This window comes from Acidobacterium sp. FHG110202_01 (assembly GCF_059115305.1).
In genome coordinates, this window is the sequence record NZ_JBZYWJ010000010.1 from 1 (window position 1) to 16,027 (window position 16,027).

At 54.9% G+C, this 16,027-nt stretch carries 18 protein-coding genes and 2 tRNA genes; 11 read left to right on the plus strand and 9 right to left on the minus strand.

What is annotated here, in order from left to right; genetic code table 11:
- Together AC5S16_RS19525 and AC5S16_RS19530 are read left to right on the plus strand one after the other, a co-directional pair.
- Positions 1-351: hypothetical protein (locus AC5S16_RS19525; RefSeq protein ID WP_493931792.1), on the plus strand; the 351-nt coding region annotated here is incomplete at its 5' end.
- Between the two features lie 29 nt (positions 352-380).
- A tRNA-Ser gene (locus AC5S16_RS19530) sits at positions 381-470 on the plus strand.
- 60 nt (positions 471-530) lie between these two features.
- On the opposite strand, the gene AC5S16_RS19535 is transcribed toward AC5S16_RS19530, so the two are convergent.
- Together AC5S16_RS19535 and AC5S16_RS19540 are read right to left on the minus strand one after the other, a co-directional pair.
- Positions 531-1,055 carry a hypothetical protein gene (locus tag AC5S16_RS19535; protein WP_493931793.1) on the minus strand — a complete coding sequence of 175 codons (525 nt, stop codon included), beginning with the start codon at positions 1,053-1,055 and terminating at the stop codon, positions 531-533.
- A 195-nt stretch (positions 1,056-1,250) separates the two neighbouring features.
- Positions 1,251-2,051 (minus strand): hypothetical protein, encoded by an 801-nt coding sequence (locus AC5S16_RS19540; protein ID WP_493931794.1) that lies wholly within the window; start codon positions 2,049-2,051, stop codon positions 1,251-1,253.
- Between the two features lie 368 nt (positions 2,052-2,419).
- Here AC5S16_RS19540 and rplM point away from each other — a divergent pair, with 368 nt between their 5' ends.
- From rplM to AC5S16_RS19575, 7 genes are all read left to right on the plus strand, one after another.
- Positions 2,420-2,854, plus strand: a complete 435-nt coding sequence (gene rplM / locus AC5S16_RS19545; protein ID WP_493931795.1) for a 50S ribosomal protein L13 — start codon at positions 2,420-2,422, stop codon at positions 2,852-2,854.
- A 97-nt stretch (positions 2,855-2,951) separates the two neighbouring features.
- Positions 2,952-3,347: a 30S ribosomal protein S9 gene (gene rpsI / locus AC5S16_RS19550; RefSeq protein ID WP_493931796.1), complete on the plus strand. Its 396-nt coding sequence runs from the start codon at positions 2,952-2,954 to the stop codon at positions 3,345-3,347.
- 244 nt (positions 3,348-3,591) lie between these two features.
- Positions 3,592-4,479, plus strand: a complete 888-nt coding sequence (gene rpsB, locus AC5S16_RS19555; RefSeq protein WP_493931797.1) for a 30S ribosomal protein S2 — start codon at positions 3,592-3,594, stop codon at positions 4,477-4,479.
- Positions 4,480-4,690: 211 nt separating this feature from the next.
- Positions 4,691-5,350, plus strand: a complete 660-nt coding sequence (gene tsf / locus AC5S16_RS19560) for a translation elongation factor Ts (RefSeq protein WP_493931798.1) — start codon at positions 4,691-4,693, stop codon at positions 5,348-5,350.
- Positions 5,351-5,445: 95 nt separating this feature from the next.
- A complete protein-coding gene (locus AC5S16_RS19565) occupies positions 5,446-6,546 on the plus strand; it encodes a hypothetical protein (RefSeq protein ID WP_493931799.1) in 1,101 nt (366 codons plus the stop codon).
- A 682-nt stretch (positions 6,547-7,228) separates the two neighbouring features.
- Entirely contained in the window at positions 7,229-7,525 is a 297-nt protein-coding gene (locus tag AC5S16_RS19570) for a type II toxin-antitoxin system RelB/DinJ family antitoxin (RefSeq protein WP_493931800.1), read from the plus strand.
- Positions 7,526-7,547: 22 nt separating this feature from the next.
- Entirely contained in the window at positions 7,548-7,823 is a 276-nt protein-coding gene (locus tag AC5S16_RS19575) for a type II toxin-antitoxin system RelE/ParE family toxin (RefSeq protein WP_493931801.1), read from the plus strand.
- A gap of 234 nt (positions 7,824-8,057) precedes the next feature.
- Here the strand turns inward: AC5S16_RS19575 and AC5S16_RS19580 are convergent.
- Both AC5S16_RS19580 and AC5S16_RS19585 read right to left on the minus strand, forming a co-directional pair.
- Positions 8,058-8,133, minus strand: a tRNA-Ala gene (locus AC5S16_RS19580).
- 116 nt (positions 8,134-8,249) lie between these two features.
- Positions 8,250-9,527 (minus strand): alanyl-tRNA editing protein, encoded by a 1,278-nt coding sequence (locus AC5S16_RS19585; RefSeq protein ID WP_493931802.1) that lies wholly within the window; start codon positions 9,525-9,527, stop codon positions 8,250-8,252.
- 181 nt (positions 9,528-9,708) lie between these two features.
- On the opposite strand from AC5S16_RS19585, the gene AC5S16_RS19590 reads away from it, so the two are divergent.
- Positions 9,709-10,266 carry a hypothetical protein gene (locus AC5S16_RS19590; RefSeq protein WP_493931803.1) on the plus strand — a complete coding sequence of 186 codons (558 nt, stop codon included), beginning with the start codon at positions 9,709-9,711 and terminating at the stop codon, positions 10,264-10,266.
- Between the two features lie 6 nt (positions 10,267-10,272).
- On the opposite strand, the gene pstS is transcribed toward AC5S16_RS19590, so the two are convergent.
- Positions 10,273-11,649: a phosphate ABC transporter substrate-binding protein PstS gene (gene pstS / locus AC5S16_RS19595; RefSeq protein WP_493931804.1), complete on the minus strand. Its 1,377-nt coding sequence runs from the start codon at positions 11,647-11,649 to the stop codon at positions 10,273-10,275.
- 64 nt (positions 11,650-11,713) lie between these two features.
- Here pstS and AC5S16_RS19600 point away from each other — a divergent pair, with 64 nt between their 5' ends.
- Complete coding sequence (locus AC5S16_RS19600) at positions 11,714-12,061, plus strand: hypothetical protein (RefSeq protein ID WP_493931805.1); 348 nt, start codon at positions 11,714-11,716, stop codon at positions 12,059-12,061.
- A 49-nt stretch (positions 12,062-12,110) separates the two neighbouring features.
- Here the strand turns inward: AC5S16_RS19600 and AC5S16_RS19605 are convergent, their stop codons facing one another.
- The 4 genes from AC5S16_RS19605 to AC5S16_RS19620 form a co-directional block, all read right to left on the minus strand.
- A complete protein-coding gene (locus tag AC5S16_RS19605; protein WP_493931806.1) occupies positions 12,111-13,241 on the minus strand; it encodes a lactonase family protein in 1,131 nt (376 codons plus the stop codon).
- A gap of 248 nt (positions 13,242-13,489) precedes the next feature.
- Positions 13,490-14,065: an OmpH/Skp family outer membrane protein gene (locus tag AC5S16_RS19610; protein ID WP_493931807.1), complete on the minus strand. Its 576-nt coding sequence runs from the start codon at positions 14,063-14,065 to the stop codon at positions 13,490-13,492.
- Between the two features lie 138 nt (positions 14,066-14,203).
- Positions 14,204-15,454: a transcription termination factor Rho gene (rho, locus tag AC5S16_RS19615; RefSeq protein WP_493931808.1), complete on the minus strand. Its 1,251-nt coding sequence runs from the start codon at positions 15,452-15,454 to the stop codon at positions 14,204-14,206.
- Positions 15,455-15,560: 106 nt separating this feature from the next.
- Entirely contained in the window at positions 15,561-15,782 is a 222-nt protein-coding gene (locus AC5S16_RS19620; protein WP_493931809.1) for a DNA-directed RNA polymerase subunit omega, read from the minus strand.
- Between the last annotated feature and the right edge of the window lie 245 nt (positions 15,783-16,027).

Consider the following 16,027-nt stretch of genomic DNA (forward strand, 5'->3'; position numbering starts at 1 on the left):
GGGCGAGGGGCGCTGGCGGGTGTTTCTGTGGTAGGTGCAGAAGGGCTGTTCTTTGAGTGCTGCCTGCCTGCATTTGGTGCCGCTGGTGAAGAGGTGGCGGCATTCGTTGTACATGGGTTCTCCTCAGGGTGCAGCGCTCAGCGCGCAGGGTGCAGGGTGCAGGGTGCAGAAACACGAAAGCCCGCCATTGAGGCGGGCTTTTTCTTTGCTCCTATTTCTATTTTAGCAATTTTACTGGGAATTCTATGCCAACTATTTTTCTTCGATCTTCCCTTTGCTTTGTTCAGGTTATGCGGTTTTCTTCAGATCAAGGAATTGACAAGAATTTTCGGCGTTCGTTCTGTCGCGTAAAATCCGTGTCCATACTACACTTGAGAAACGGAAGAGTGGCCGAGTGGTTGATGGCTCCGGTCTTGAAAACCGGCGTACCCGAAAGGGTACCGGGGGTTCGAATCCCTCCTCTTCCGCCATTTCCTTCCTGCACTCCCACTCAAGCCAAAACCGGGCTTGAATGCGCTACCCACCGTCGATTAGTGGTCCATAGGCCGTCCGGTGCCTGCATCAAAGGTCAGGCGCTTCCCGTCAAAGAGCAGCAGAATGAAGCGGTTCTGCCGGTTAAAGCCGAAGTAATTTCCCCACACCCTGCCCGAGGCAGACTGCGGGATTTCATCCAAATTGGGGAAGACATCGCTTACATGCACTTCGCGCACAAGTTTTCCGGAGGTGTAGAAGCAGAGAAAAGTGTCGGACGCTTTGACCGTTTCGCTGAAAATGCTGCCGCCGCTGTATCCGGTCATCAGATGCTGCCCGTCGTCGGACAGGAAAAGAACAGGGTGGTATCCCGGAATCTCCCATAGCGTTTTCTGCCTGTCCTGCGCAGAGAAGATGGATGTCTTTGCAGCTTTCAAGGCGCTGAAAGCGTAAAAGCGCCGGTTGGACGAAAAGACCTTGATGTCTTTTGGAACGGCTGGGGGTGAGTCGGAGTGGGCGGCGTGCGTCATGGAAATGACCAGCAGAGACCATGCGAAGAGTTTGAGGAAGGTTCGTTTGCCCACGGCTTAGTGTATGCGGAGAATCGGGGTCGCTGCACCTTCGGTTCCGCTCCGGCCTACGGCAGTGAGGTGCGGCTCTTCGAGCCGGTTCTTTTTCAGCGGGCTGAAGCCCGCTGCTTCTACCTGGAGGCGCTTTCACGCTCAACTACCCTACTCAAGTCGAAAGAAGGCTTGATGGGCCACCCGTCTAAACGCATCTCAGAAGGGGATATCATCTTCGGTTATCTTGGCGATCACTGTATCTGGGTTAAGTTTTGTGATCCTCAGATTAAGCTCGTCCTGATGCTCCATAAGCCAGTCTTCCCCAGAAGATGTAACGGATAATGACGTATATGGCTCATCGTTCATATTTGTACCTTCTTCAATCCGAATTAGATTCGCTTTAGCCAAGCCCTTTATCGCAAGAGTAGCTGCAATGGAGTTATATCCGCCGCGTTGCATGTCTTGGTTTAAGGACCAACCAGAGATGCCACCTGTATATTCCGATTGAAAAATCATAGTGAGAGCTAGTAGTTCATGTGGTCTTAGACCATTCATAGTCGGTGACGTTGATAATCCCTCGACTACTTCTGCAGTTTCTTTAAGAGCAATTTCACTTTTAGCGACGCTTTGCAGGCGATCGGCTATTTCGCTACGCAATTTTTCATATTCACTTGGTACAGGTCGTGTCGGATATCGAATAATCTTTCGATGTTGAATATCGAAAGGGAACTTTTCCCGATCTTTAGAGCAGACAAGGCAAAGCGGTTTCTGACGCGCAATCGAGTATCCAAGTTCGAACCAGACGTTTGGATTGTCTTCCGAAATCTCAACGAAACAAGCATCAGAGTTTGTGATGTGCTGTTCGATGGCTTCAATTGGAATGGACGCTGAGGGGTCTTGATCTACTCTGTAAGGGCTAAAACCAGCCTGCTCGATGGCAGGTTTGAATATCTCTTTGTAAAGGGAGTCGTACCTGCCACCATCGAACCTTTGAATCACAAAACACTTCTTTTCCATAGCGGGACCAGCTTAAATTACATAGTTCTCTGAATTAAATCGAATTTTTCTTCTATCGTGAGGGGACTTTACAATCCGGAATAGAACTCTTAGCGTTGACTTCCCCTTAAAAATCCCGTATTCTAAAATCCTTGCGCGGTTCTGCGTCTGCCTGTCTGTATGTCTTGAAGACGAGGCGTTGGATGCTCGAAAACCCGACCGGTTGAAACTGCGCAGATTCACCCCGACACACGAACACCACGCGCGTTGGGGCTCCGAACCTCACGCGAACAGTTGATGTCCTGCCGTGGGAAACCGAGTTTTACCGCGGCGACGCTTTGCGTGGGCAAAAAGCGTTTGCACGCAGAGATTTTGCTGGAGATAGAAAGATGTCGACGTATATTCCGAGCGCGCACGAGATCAACCGCAAGTGGTTCGTCGTAGACGCCAGCGGCAAGACCCTGGGGCGTCTGGCGACCGAAGCGGCCAGCGTGCTGAGCGGCAAGAGAAATCCCAAGTACACGCCTTATATCGATATGGGCGACCACGTGATTGTGATCAATGCGGAGAAGGTCCGGCTGACCGGCCTCAAGAGCCAGAGCAAGCTTTACCGCCGCTACACCGGTTTTCCCGGCGGACTGCGGGAAGAGTCGTTTGTGCGCCTGCTCGAGCGCAAGCCGGAAAAGATTGTCGAAGAGGCGATCAAGGGCATGCTGCCCAAGACCAAGATGGGCCGCAAGATGGCGACCAAGCTCAATGTCTACAAGGGCGACCAGCACCCGCACGCGGCGCAGAAGCCTGAGCCGCTTGAAGTGAAGGCTTAAGAAATTTGTGGTCTCCCACCCTTTCGCAAAAGGCGCGAAAGGATGGGGCACCCGGCACCCGGCATGATTTAAGGATTTGAGAGTTTAGGACAGGCGAATGGCAGATTTGGTTCAGTATTACGGAACGGGGCGGCGCAAGGCGGCGATTGCCCGCGTGTTTCTGCGTCCCGGAAACGGTGCGTTCAAGGTCAACGACAAGGAATTCGAGACATACTTCGTCACCGAGCAGCAGCGTGTGTCGGCGAAGCGTCCGCTGGCCGTGACCGAGACCGTCAGTACCTTTGATGTGGTGGCGCGCGTGACCGGCGGCGGTGTGACCGCGCAGGCCGACGCAGTGAAGATGGGCATTGCCCGCGCTCTGCTCGAGTTCAACATAGAACTGCGCAAGACCGTCAAGGCTGACGGCCTGCTGACCCGCGACGCTCGTGTGAAGGAGCGCAAGAAGTACGGTCAGAAGGGCGCCCGCAAGCGGTTCCAGTTCAGCAAGCGCTAATTGCGCTTCAGTTGTTAGTTATCAGTCTTCAGTTGTTAGTAGGGTGACTGAGGGCTAAGAACTGACAACTAAGAACTAAAGTGCGCTTCAGTTGTTAGTTATCAGTCTTCAGTTGTTAGTAGGGTGACTGAGGGCTAAGAACTGACAACTAAGAACTAAAGTTTAGGCAGTTAAATCTTCCCAAATAGGGGAATCAATTCCGGCGACCCTAACTTGCCGGAATGCAGTCCACGAAGGAGGCTGTTTGGCCACAATCACCATGAAGGAGCTGCTCGAAGCGGGAGTCCACTTCGGGCATCAGACGAAGCGCTGGGATCCTCGCATGAAGGAATACATCTTCGGCGAGCGCAACGGCATTTACATCATCGACCTGCAGAAGACCCTGAAGATGTTCAAGGACGCGTCGAAGTACGTCACGGACGTCGCTGCCCAGGGCAAAGTGATTCTGTTCGTCGGCACCAAGCGGCAGGCGCAGGACGCCATCGCCGAAGAAGCCAACCGCTGCGGCATGTTCTACATCAACAACCGCTGGCTGGGTGGCCTGCTGACCAACTGGGTGACGGTGCAGAAGTCGGTGAAGCGCCTTCAGGAACTGGATGATATGGCCACCGACGGCCGCTACGAACTGCTGACGAAGAAGGAAGTCATTCGCCTGGAGCGGGAGCGCAAGCACCTGCAGGCCAATCTCGCCGGCATCAAGAACATGAAGCGCCTGCCCGATGCGCTCTTCGTCATCGACTCGAACAACGAAGCCATTGCTGTCAAGGAAGCCCGCAAGCTGGGCATCCCCGTTGTTGCTGTCGTCGATACGAACTGCGATCCGACGGTGGTGGACTACGTGATTCCGGGCAATGATGATGCGCTGCGCGCCATCCGCCTGTTCGCTTCGAAGATTTCCGAATCGGTCATTGAAGGCGTACAGCTGGTCGGCGACAAGCAGTTTGCCGAAGCTGTCGGCGGCGAGACGGAAGCCAAGACGGAAGGCGAAGAAGGCACAGTGGACAGCATCGAAGCCAGCAGCCCTGTCGAGGAAGAGGTTGACCTCGAAGCGGCGCTCGGCGGCGTGATCCGCAAGTCGCCTGCGGTGGTCAGCTCGCTCGACGAAGCAGAGGCGGCTGAAAGCAGCTACTAAGACTTGAAGAAGGAAAGCATTTCTTTTGGAAGCGTGGCTGCAGTCTGGAAAGGGCCACGCTTTCGTTGTGTCTGAGTGGATTAAGCGCGGACTAAAGTCCACGCATACTGAAATTGCAGGTCCCTCCGCTGCGTCGCTACGCGACTCCGGTCGGGATGACAAACTTGAATTAACGTGCGCGTGATATAGAAGAGGATTGAGGAAAAAGGGAATGTCTACGGTGAGTGAAAAGATTGATGCAAAGCTGGTGAAGGAGCTGCGTGAGAAGTCGGGCGCGCCGATGGGCGACTGCCTGAAGGCCCTGCAGGAATCGAAGGGCGACATGGAAGAGGCCTTCGTCATTCTGCGTAAGCGCGGCATGGCTTCGGCGCAGAAGAAGGCTTCGCGCACCACGAATGAGGGCGCGGTGGGCACCTACATTCACGCCGGCGGCAAGATCGGCGTGCTGGTGGAAGTGAACTGCGAGAGCGACTTCGTTGCCCGCACCCCTGACTTCCAGGAGCTGCTCAAGGACATCGCGATGCACATTGCCGCGACTGACCCGCGTTACATCCGCCCCGAAGATGTGACGGCTGAAGACCTCGATCGCGAGAAGGACATCTTCCGCGCGCAGGCAGCTGAGACGGGCAAGCCCGCTCCGGTGATCGAGAAGATCGTCGAAGGCAAGATGAGCAAGTTCTACGAAGAAGTTTGCCTCCTGGAGCAACCCTTCATCAAGGACCAGACGGTCTCGATCAAGGACCTGATTGCGCAGAAGGTCGGCAAGCTGGGCGAAAACATTACTATCCGCCGTTTCGCGCGCTTCAAGGTCGGCGATCCGAACTGGACCGTCGCGCAGACCAAGGTTGTGGCTGCGGAAGAACAGCAGTAAGTCTCTTTCAATTAGATAAAAGGCCCGACGAAAGTCGGGCCTTTTGCTTTTCTGGAGACGGAACTATTCGCTGCTTCTGTGCGTTACTCCCATACATGAATTATCGTGCTCTTCCTGCTCTTGTTTTTTCAGTCTTACTCATCGCAAGACCTGTTCATGCTGCTTCAGCGGTGACGGAAGAATCGATTCGCACGGCGCTTGCGGCCCATGCTGTTCCGCTGCATGGAGCAGGTGAAGCCCTGCTGATCAAGGAAGCTCGCAGTCACGATTTCTTTCTCCTGGGAGAGCTTCATGGCGAACAGGAGATACCGGAGCTTCTGAAGGATCTATGGCCGCAGCTATGGCAGGCTGGATATCGCCATGCTGCTGCGGAAATCAGTCCCTGGGCTGCGGAACATCTGGACCAGGCTAAAGGAACCTGGACGCAGGAGCAGGCTATGATTGTGCGCCAGTTTGCAAAACCGGGACGGGAAGTTCTTTGGGGATGCGATATCGATGAAATGCAGCCTGATCGCCTGATCCGGGAAATGTCTGAACTCAATCCCAAAGACGCCAAGCTGCAAAGAATGGTGGAGATTACATCTCATGGCTATGATCGCAAGCAGGCAATGGAGCTGTTAAGCATCTCCGAGACGAAGCATCCGGTGCACGATGCCATGTACAGCGGCATCTCGCTCTGGCAAAACATTCGCGACACGTTGCAAGTGGAGACCCTTCGTTCTCGTTCAGACACAAGGCTTGCAGCTTCTGAAACAAGAGAGCTGGTGATGAAGAAGCTTTTCCTGGCTCATTACCGGCAGGACAGTGACGGCAAGATATTCCTGCGTTTCGGACGCAATCATCTGCATCGCGGTTATGATGCGCGCGGTGTTTCTACGCTCGGCAATTTTGTCGCTGAGCTGGCGCTTGCAGAAAACAAGTCCGTCTTCAATGTCGGCGCCTTTGCTGCAGGAGGCAAGGAGCACCTTGCCGGCAAAACATTCGATGCAGATGAACGGCAGGATGAGCTTACGTTTGCCCTGCTTGCAAATCTGGCTGGAACAAATGCGACGCTCTTCGATCTGCAAACGCTCCGGCCTATGCTCCACTCTGTTTCTCAGGCAGAGTGTACGCCATTGGAAGCCAACCTGATTTATTGGGCAGACAGCTATGATTTCCTGATCTGCTATCCGGTTGTTTCGCCGCTTTCTCAATGATCGTGGTGGCGTTGGAAGGAGTCAGAAGTTCCTGGGAGTGGCATAGGCAGGGATGTGCGCGAGCGCGCGTCCGCTTCATGCAATGATAGTGGACCCAAATATTGAAATTTTGAACCAGCTTGCCATGCAAGCGTCCAAAGCCGAGGTTTTCATCTCTGAATTAAATGGCATTTTGAAGGACTTGGAATGCAGCCAGTTCCCGGATGCCCAAAATGAACGTTTGGAGCGTCCGACCTCTGCAGATTCCAAAAGACGAAGCCAATCAGCGCCTGATCGGTCATCACAAAAGACTCCGCGGCCATCTGAAAGAGAGCGAACGGAAAGCATGAAAACTCGTGCGACATCTGAGAAAAGAACCATCAACGTTCCGAAAGCAAGTCCACCGCGATCGACACCTTCGACTATGCGCTATGACCGCAAAGAACTCTACAAAAGGGGCTGGAGAATGCCTGTGCTGAAAGTCGCGAGTTTGTACGGTGTTTCAATGTCGCCATCGCCAAAGCGTGTAAGAAGCTACATATTCCAGTCCCAGGCTTGGGTGATTGGGCGAAGAAAGCCGCGAACCGGCCCGTAAAGCCTCGGCCTCCATTGCCCAAGCTTTTTGCGAACTTAGCCGGATGAGGAACCCGACGAGACCTGCACAATGTAATTCATTTGAATTCCATTAGAGATGGAGGTTCTGATGCCATCAAATTCATTAGTGCAGACCCGGATCGATTCCGACCTGAAGGATCGGGCAGCGGCGGTGTTGGCAAACCTCGGCATGACGGTATCCGACGCAGTGCGTATTCTGCTTACCCGCACTGCGAATGAGGGAGCACTTCCCTTTGAACTGACGCAGGACCCCGCAGCCCACGATGCTTGGTTCCGCGCTAAAGTTCAAGAGGCCCTGGACGATCGTCGTCCTGTGTTCCCTAACGAGCAAGTCAAAGCTCACTTTGCCAAGCGGCGTGCTGCCGCAAAGCGCAAGGTAAAGTAAATCAATGCGATTGGTGTAGACTGTGTCCGCGTATGCCGATCGTGAAGCGATCTTCGATTACATTGAGGCAGAGAGCCCGCAAGCGGCTGTCTCTGTCGATGATCGTATCGAAGCGGAGGTGGAGAGGTTAATCCAGTTCCCCGATAGCGGGCGCATGGGACGGGTGGAAGGCACCCGCGAACTCGTCATCAGCCACACCCCTTACATCGCAGCTTACCGCATCGATGACGATGCAGTTCGCGTCTTGCGCATACTGCATGGTTCCCAGATATGGCCGGAGGATTTAGCGGGTAGATGAATTCAGCGGGCCTGGGGTGCTGTTATTCCGCAGACGCATTTATGCACTTTGCTAATTTGCAGCACCTGGACATCGCAAACGCTTGGGAGATTGCCGGTCCAACGCAGCGCGAACGGGTTCAAAATTTGTTATTTGGAGGGGGTTTAGAGTACACGCCGGAAATCGGTATTTTGAACCGCTTTAAATCTTCCCTTTTCTGTACCTTAAAAAGGATTAGTAAAAAAAATTCTGATTTGGTGGAGCTAATCGGGATCGAACCGATGACCTCCTCGTTGCGAACGAGGCGCTCTCCCAGCTGAGCTATAGCCCCATATCAGATCACCTCAGGACACGAACACTGCGTCTCATGAGGACCCCGGTAGGCGGGAATACTTCTACCAGTTTATCAGTGTGGTTGCGATTCGCAAAGCACATCCGGCCTCTTGTTTATGCATCTTTGGAGGTATGCGAAACCGCCTGGCGTACAGATGCGGCGAGTTCATCCATCAACGCGGACAGATGCTCTTCGGGTACTTGCCCCTGGGCCAGGATAGCTGAGCCTCCGCCACGCAGGCCTAGCCGGGTGAGAGCTTCTTTCATGATCTGACCGGAATTGCATTCGAGATCTTCACTGTGAGCGAGGACAACAAAGGCCGGCTCCTGATATGTCGATGCCAGCAGCGCTACAGTTTGCGGGACCGCCGATGCCAGACGTGAAGCGAGCAGTTTTACATAGTCAGCATCGCGATCATGAAAAACGCGCCGCACCACGCGCAGGTGCTCGATCATCAGTTCTTCTACAGCCAGGCGTGCAGCGTGATAATCAGCCAGTTCTTCACGCAGCTTCTGTTTTTCTTTCGCGCCGGATTTGGCTTCTGACAGAATGCGTTCCACGGCCGCAGGAAGATCGGAGCGCGGCACCGAGAGTGATGATGCGCTGTGAGTGAGAGTGGCGTAGTCGTGGCGCGCTGTTGTGACGGCGCGAAGGCCGCAGACAAATTCGACGCGAATGCCCTGGCGGACGCGCTCGACGCCACGGATCAGGAGGCCGCCGATCTGTCCGGTGGAGCGGACGTGTGTGCCTCCGCAGGCGTTGAGGTCGCAGTTGGCAATCTCGATCAGGCGAATATGTCCTTCGCGTTCAGGAAGCTTGCGCAGCTGTCCGGCAGCAAGCAGCGATCGTGCTTCTTCGCTGCTGACAGTGCGCACGGTGATGGCGCGGTCTTCGGCGATCAACTCGTTAGAGATGCGCTCAACACGCTCGATGCTGTGAGCGGCGAGCGCATCGACGGAGAGATCGATAGTCGATGAAGTCTCGCCAAGATGAAAGGAGACAGTCGGCGCTTTGAGCTCCTTCAGAAAGACAGCTGAGAGCAGATGCTGGCCGGTATGCTGCTGCATGTGGTCGAGGCGGCGCGCCCAGTCGATTTCGCCGGAGACTTCTGTTCCGGCGAGCAGCGGCTTAAGGGTGTGGTGCCAGATCTCTCCATGTTCATCTACTTCGACAGCGATCACAGGAACTTCAAGAACAGCACCGCTGCGCGCTGTCGCGGTCAACAGTCCCAGGTCGTGCGGCTGTCCGCCGCTGGTGGGATAAAAAGCGGTGCGGTCGAGCGCAATTTGCCACACGGACTGGCCTTCGGTGCGTGCGAGCTCATGGATATCGGTGACACGGGCAGCGAAGGTTCGGAGAAAGGAGTCCGGATAGTAAAGGCGGTCGGTCATACTGCACTAGATAGTTTATCCAGAGGATGTTTCGAAAATCTATTTCTACGCAAATGCGGGAAAAACATTTCACCACAGAGGGCACAAAGAGCACAGAGGACCGAAAGCACTTTCCTGGAGGAAAATTTTTATGGGAAGCAAACTTTCTTCTGGGCCCGGTGTCTCTATTCATAGGATTTTTATGGTTTCGCGCGCTTTTGTTCGCATTTTCGTGGCCACTGTGCTTGTCCTGGCTCCGGCAGCCGTCCATGCCCAGGTCGATGACTCGTGGATTCCGCGGAATGTGGAGACGATCAGCCACAATGCCTCGTTCCGCACGGATTTCACCTTTGACCGCTCGATGCTGGCGCTGGCGAACAACTTTATCACCGATGAAGATACACGCCGCGTGGTCGCCAAGCTGCGCGGAATCTCGGTGCACTGCTACAAGTTTTCGATGCCCGGGCTCTATGATCCAGCGGGGCTCGATGCTGTCCGCCAGCAGTACCATACGGAAGGCTGGAAGCACATGGTGACGTCAAAGTCGATCCACGATCCGGATAACCTTGGACGCACCGATGTGTGGATTCGTTTTGAGCACACGAATGTCGAGGGCGCGGTGGTGATGCTGGCGAGTCCCACGGACATCAACATTATTGCAATTAATGGGACGCTGAGCCCGCTCGATCTGCTGCACCTGCGCGGGCATTTCGGGATTCCCCGGTTCGCGGGCGACCATCTGCAGGAGCAGAACAACTAACTCCATTCATTTCAAAGTATCGACGGCGCGCAATTCGCTTGTGATGACGTCATGAGGCAAGGGCGCGTAGCCCAGTGCTGAGCAGTCTTTCTGCCCATCGGTGAGCATCCAGCGCAGAAATGCTGCTATGGTCTTGCGCTTTTCAGGATCGCTGCCTGCTCTGGGCACCACGAGCCAGGTAAAACTGCTGATGGGATAGGCATCTCTTCCCGGAGCATTCAGGATCGACTGCTCCGCATCGCGGCCGGCTGCGGACGCAGTGATGCTTGCAAGATCGGCCCGGATGAAGCGTCCGGAGGAGTTCCTGACGGCCGCGTAGCTCAGACGGTTTTGGATTGCATAGATCAGTTCCACATAGCCGATGGAGTTCGGTGTTTTTGCGACCTGCTCGGCTACGCCTTCATTGCCTGCAGCCTCGATTCCAACCGGCGATTCGATACGCGAACCGACTTTGGCCTTCCACTCCGGGCTAGCCTGTGCCAGATAGCTCGTCCAGATATAGGTTGTGCCACTCCCATCGGAGCGATGGACGACGGTGATTTCAGCGTTGGGCAAGTGCGCGCCTTTGTTCCATTCCGCAATATGTGGATCATTCCATTTTTTGATCGTTCCGGAATAGATACCGGCGAGGACTTCGGCTGTGAGGTTCAGTCCATGCGCGAGCTCCGGCAGGTTGTAGATGGGGACGACTCCGCCGACTACGACGGGGAAGCGGATGGTCTCCGGCTGCGAACCGGGAATGTCGGAGGCGGCCATGTCTGCCTTGCCGGCGAGGAGTTGCTCGATGCCGGCCTCTGAGCCGATGGCGCTGTATGTGATGCCGGCCTGCTGGAAAGACTCGAACCATTTCATGTAGAGCGGTGCGGTGAAGGTGGATCCGGCAGCATGGAGCGCCGGGCCTGCGCTCTTGGGAAAATATGCCGATGGCGATGTTCGAGTAATACCTCCTTTGATTGCTTCCATCAGCTTCTGGCTGAGACGGTCGGCAAGATCATCGACAATGCTGCTGGTACGGAAGCGGCCCGGTGTGACCAGGTAAGACCATAGCGGCTGGTTTTCTGCTCCATTGCCTGCATTGACCAATTCGGCGGAGAGATAGCCCTGGTAAATAACCTGGCGCAGGCTGTGCGAGCGCGGATCATTCGAGATAGTTCCGGTCGGCCAGATTACGGCATTGCCGCGCAGAACGGCGTCTGCGGAGGCAGCGCTGTCCGCGACAGACAGGCCGCTCTTTTTGAGATTGTCTTTGAGTCGCCTCTCGATTGCCGATGTGCTGCTTCCGCCCGCAAGCGGCGCCACAAATACGGAGCGGATAGTCTGTGCGACGGCAATTCCGTGGAGGAACAGCAACAGCGCACAGAGACTGGCTCGGAATGCCCGCATAGCATTTATAAGATTGCTACAGCTTTGTACAAATTGCATAAAAAGAGTAAGCGACAATCGAACTATGACATCATCAAGCGCGAGACGACCGGATGTTCCCCGCAACCTGAAACCCTATTTCCTCTGCCTGTTGAAGAAAGGCCCGCGCTGGAACCAGACGGAAGGGCATGAAGACCTGATGGGGAAGTATCTTGCTTTTTTGCGGCGTGAAATGGAAGCGCGGCGCTATATCGTAGCAGGGCCGGTGACCGATGACAGCGAGATCATCGCGACGGCTATTCTTGAAGCTGCCAACGCCGAGGAAGCTACTGCGCTGGCAAATGCAAATCCTGGCGTCGGATCACGGCACTTCATTGCGGAAGTGCATCCCTGTTATCTGCCGGCGCTTGATGGGGTAAGGGTGGAGTATTAGAACTGCGAGCTGCGGAAGGAAATTCACAGCCCGCAGGATTGTACGAAAGCTAAAGCGCGGCGATGCCGTTAAAGCCGACGTTTTTCGGGAGTCCTTCAATTTCGTCGATGTTGGTAAGCGTACCGTCCTGCTGGACTGCAAAGACGCCGATGGTGCCGGCTGCTGAATTCAGCGTGAAGACAAACTTTCCGTCATTGCTGGCGGCGATATCGAGATTGCCGCTGCCCTGCGGATTGCTTCCCACTACAGTGCCTGCGATTGGCGTCAGGTTTCCGGTCTTGCCAACGGCAAAGCCCGAGATGGTGGATGAGGCGGCGTTGGAAACGTAAACACGCTGGCCATCAGGTGTCACAACATTCCAGCAGTTGGCTGAGCCCAGAGTGGGAACACTGCGGCTGATGACCGCAAGTGAGCCATTGGGCGAAACAGAGTAGGACGAGATTGCCGACGCATTCGTACCGCCTGCAGGCCCTGTCTCAGATACAAACAACTTTCCGTCTGGAGCGAAACGTGCGGCAAATACACCTGGGCCTGCGCTCGGATTCGCCATGATGGTTCCCAGTGTGCCGTCGGGTTGAATGGGAAAGATATCGATGTTATTGGTTGTCTTCTCTGTTACAGCGAGGAAGCGGCCATCGGGGCTGATCGTTATCGATGCTCCTCCGGCGCCACTTGCAGTGAGGAAGGTAGTTGAGTTCCTGATTTCCTCGAGGTGCCCGTTGAAGTTCAAATGGAAAGCTACAACACTTCCGCTGCCACCTGCGTTGAGCACATACACGAGGTTCTGGTGCTGGGCAATGGCGACGGGTTCGCTGCCGCTGGACGGGACCTTATCGGCTAGAAAAAGTTCTCCGTGCAGCACGCGAAAGACCGAGATGGTGCCGCTGCCCGCGTTGGCGGCAAAAAGCAGCGAGTGGTCGGCGCTCAGGGTAAGAGAACCCTGCGAGCCGAGAGGATCGTTGATGCCGCCGCTTCCGCGGCCTTCGGTATAGTAACGATGGGTTTGAATGAATTGCCCATAGTAAGCCTGCTCGTAAGCGATTACTTCATTCCTGTCTGCATTGTTCGTCATGACAAAGACAGTTTCGGTTCCATTTACCGACGCTGCCTTGCTTGCCGTTGGTGCAGTTATGCCAATGCCTACTGCAATCGCCAACAGACTGCTTGTAACTCTCTTCATGGACTGCTCCTTTGAAAACGGGTTGCGCGACGCAATCCAAGTGGCTGGCCTATCTACGACGCGCACACGTTAGAAGAGCAATTGCCGGAGAAGTTACAACAGCCGAAAATGCTTTACCGGAATGTCAACAGCATTGTGTATGGCAATGGAAGCAAAGGAAAATTTCATGTAACTGCGTCCACAAAACTTTGTCTAATGTGAATTCGAAAATCTATCCAGCAATCATGGGCACCTGGATTTGCCGGAAATCAATTCTTTGGCGCAGGGGAGGCTGCGGCCGGCTTGGCAGGCGCGGCGATTCCTGACCTGGTGTTGTAGGCCTGCACTACGGCTGCTGTGATGTCCGTATTATTTGCCGCGTACCAGACGATGGGGTTGTCCTCTGATCCGCGCTCGATGACAAACGTGTAGCCATGCTGCTGGGCATATTCCTGAAGGAAGGAATATACCCTGGCCGCGACGCTGCGAAAGACTTCCTGTGACTCGGACTGCGAATCATTCTGAAAGTCTTCAGAGTCGCGCTGCAGCTGCTTTTCCCTGGTTTCTAGCGCTTGCGCACGGGAGGCTCTTTCCGTTTCAGACAATTTATTTCCCGCCGTATTCAGGTCCTTCTTCATGCTTTCGACCTCTGTGTTTAGCGCCTGGATGCGGGATTCGCGCGGGGCAAATTTTTTCCTGAGGTCATCCAGGTTTTTCTGAGCCTCATTGGTCTGGATGACTGCGGTGCTGAATGAGATGGTGACGGCATTGAGTTGTAGCGGGGTGACCGTCTGAGCCATGCATGCAGATGAGAGTACTACGGCGAGTAGAAACCATTTCTTCATAGGTGAGCCTCCTGAAATGACTGCACTTTTCAGACGGAGGAGCTTTGGGAGGGTTTTCTAAGAAACGAAATAAAAACGCCTGCTCCGGAGAGCAGGCGTTTGTGTGCCAAAGGTTGGTATCGCTGGACGTGCAGTTCCTTAGAGAGAGTTCATGTTCTGCAGGAACTCGGCATTGTTGCGGGTCTTGCCCAGTTTGTCGACGAGCAGTTCCATGGCTTCGACCGGCGACAGCGGGTTCAGCACCTTGCGCAGCACCCAGATGCGGCTCAGGTCTTCCTTGGGGATGAGCAGCTCTTCCTTACGCGTGCCCGAACGCTGGATGTCGATGGCCGGGAAGACGCGCTTGTCGACCAGCTTGCGGTCGAGGATGATTTCCATGTTGCCGGTACCCTTGAACTCTTCGAAGATCACTTCGTCCATACGCGAGCCGGTATCGACGAGCGCGGTGGCGATGATGGTCAGCGAGCCGCCTTCCTCGATATTGCGGGCCGCGCCGAAGAAGCGCTTCGGGCGTTGCAGGGCGTTCGAGTCGACGCCGCCTGAGAGCACTTTGCCTGAGGGCGGAACGATGGTGTTGTAGGCGCGCGCGAGACGCGTGATGGAGTCGAGCAGAATGACGACATCGCGCTTATGCTCGACGAGGCGCTTCGCTTTCTCGATGACCATTTCAGCTACCTGCACGTGGCGGGCTGCCGGTTCGTCGAAGGTGGAGCTGATGACTTCACCCTTGACCGAGCGCTGCATGTCGGTGACTTCTTCCGGGCGCTCGTCGATGAGCAGGACGATGAGGACGACTTCGGGGTGGTTCGAGGTGATGGAGTTGGCGATGGACTGCAGGAGCATCGTCTTGCCGGTACGCGGCGGAGCGACGATCAGGCCGCGCTGGCCTTTGCCGATGGGGGTAAGCAGATCCATGACGCGTCCGCTGATGTTGTCGCGGACGGTTTCCATCTTGATCCGCTCTTGAGGGTAGAGCGGAGTCAGGTTGTCGAAGAGAATCTTGTTGCGGGTCTCTTCGGGCGACTCAAAGTTGATGGCCTCGATCTTGACCAGCGCGAAGTACTTCTCGCCTTCGTGCGGCGGACGGACGTTGCCGCTGATGGTGTCGCCGGTTTTCAGGTCGAATTTGCGGATCTGGGAGGGCGAAACGTAGATATCGTCGGGACCAGGCAGATAGTTGTAGTCCGGGGAGCGGAGGAAGCCATAGCCGTCGGGCAGGATTTCGAGCACGCCCTCGGCGAAGATGTGTCCTTCTTTTTCGCTCTGGGCCTGAAGAATCTTGAAGATAAGGTCCTGCTTGCGGAGGCCGCTGGCGCCCGGGATTTCGAGCGTACGCGCGATGCGGCTCAGTTCGGTAATATTTTTTTCTTTCAGTTCGGAGATGGTCATTGTCACCTGCGGTGGGTAGGTTGTATTGGGAGGTTTTTCTTACTGGAAGGAATCTCGTTGGTGTTGCAGATGTTATTTAAACATAACAGCAAGCAGGGCGCGGCTTTTATGCCGCGCGACGCTGCTGAACTGTTGCCTTTTCTTCCACGGTGTTGGTGGATGCGGCCGCCGGGCTGGTGTGGCGGAAGCGGACCATGACTTCGTTCATGGTGTCTTGTACGCGCGTATTGGGCTTGTGCAGCTTGCGCGTCGCTTTCGATGCCAGCTGGCAGAGCTGATAGCGGTTGCGAACATGGGTCAGAGCCCCGAAAACCAAATCAGAACGCATTGTATTTCTCCTTCAATATGAAACAGTTAGACGGTTCAGGCTATAAAATTGTCAGCAGGGAACCGCTGGGTAACGAAACTCGCAAAAGCGGCTGGGTATCAGCTTCGTCGTCCCGGTAAAAATCTTTTCAAACAACTTAGACGCACCAGCGGGCGTCAACGATCAAAAATTTTTATGTCATCTCTCAGATTTTCAACAGGCTGCGCACAGCACGACGATCAAGTCTGGTGAAAAATCCGAAGGTT

Excerpts from the sequence above, each read along its gene's own strand:
- AC5S16_RS19540 (WP_493931794.1), bottom strand. The coding sequence starts at position 2,051 with ATGGAAAAGAAGTGTTTTGTGATTCAAAGGTTCGATGGTGGCAGGTAC.
- rplM (WP_493931795.1), top strand. The coding sequence starts at position 2,420 with ATGTCGACGTATATTCCGAGCGCGCACGAGATCAACCGCAAGTGGTTC.
- rpsI (WP_493931796.1), top strand. The coding sequence starts at position 2,952 with ATGGCAGATTTGGTTCAGTATTACGGAACGGGGCGGCGCAAGGCGGCG.
- tsf (WP_493931798.1), top strand. The coding sequence starts at position 4,691 with ATGTCTACGGTGAGTGAAAAGATTGATGCAAAGCTGGTGAAGGAGCTG.
- AC5S16_RS19565 (WP_493931799.1), top strand. The coding sequence starts at position 5,446 with ATGAATTATCGTGCTCTTCCTGCTCTTGTTTTTTCAGTCTTACTCATC.
- AC5S16_RS19570 (WP_493931800.1), top strand. The coding sequence starts at position 7,229 with ATGCCATCAAATTCATTAGTGCAGACCCGGATCGATTCCGACCTGAAG.
- AC5S16_RS19585 (WP_493931802.1), bottom strand. The coding sequence starts at position 9,527 with ATGACCGACCGCCTTTACTATCCGGACTCCTTTCTCCGAACCTTCGCT.
- AC5S16_RS19590 (WP_493931803.1), top strand. The coding sequence starts at position 9,709 with ATGGTTTCGCGCGCTTTTGTTCGCATTTTCGTGGCCACTGTGCTTGTC.
- pstS (WP_493931804.1), bottom strand. The coding sequence starts at position 11,649 with ATGCGGGCATTCCGAGCCAGTCTCTGTGCGCTGTTGCTGTTCCTCCAC.
- AC5S16_RS19600 (WP_493931805.1), top strand. The coding sequence starts at position 11,714 with ATGACATCATCAAGCGCGAGACGACCGGATGTTCCCCGCAACCTGAAA.
- AC5S16_RS19605 (WP_493931806.1), bottom strand. The coding sequence starts at position 13,241 with ATGAAGAGAGTTACAAGCAGTCTGTTGGCGATTGCAGTAGGCATTGGC.
- AC5S16_RS19610 (WP_493931807.1), bottom strand. The coding sequence starts at position 14,065 with ATGAAGAAATGGTTTCTACTCGCCGTAGTACTCTCATCTGCATGCATG.
- rho (WP_493931808.1), bottom strand. The coding sequence starts at position 15,454 with ATGACCATCTCCGAACTGAAAGAAAAAAATATTACCGAACTGAGCCGC.
- AC5S16_RS19620 (WP_493931809.1), bottom strand. The coding sequence starts at position 15,782 with ATGCGTTCTGATTTGGTTTTCGGGGCTCTGACCCATGTTCGCAACCGC.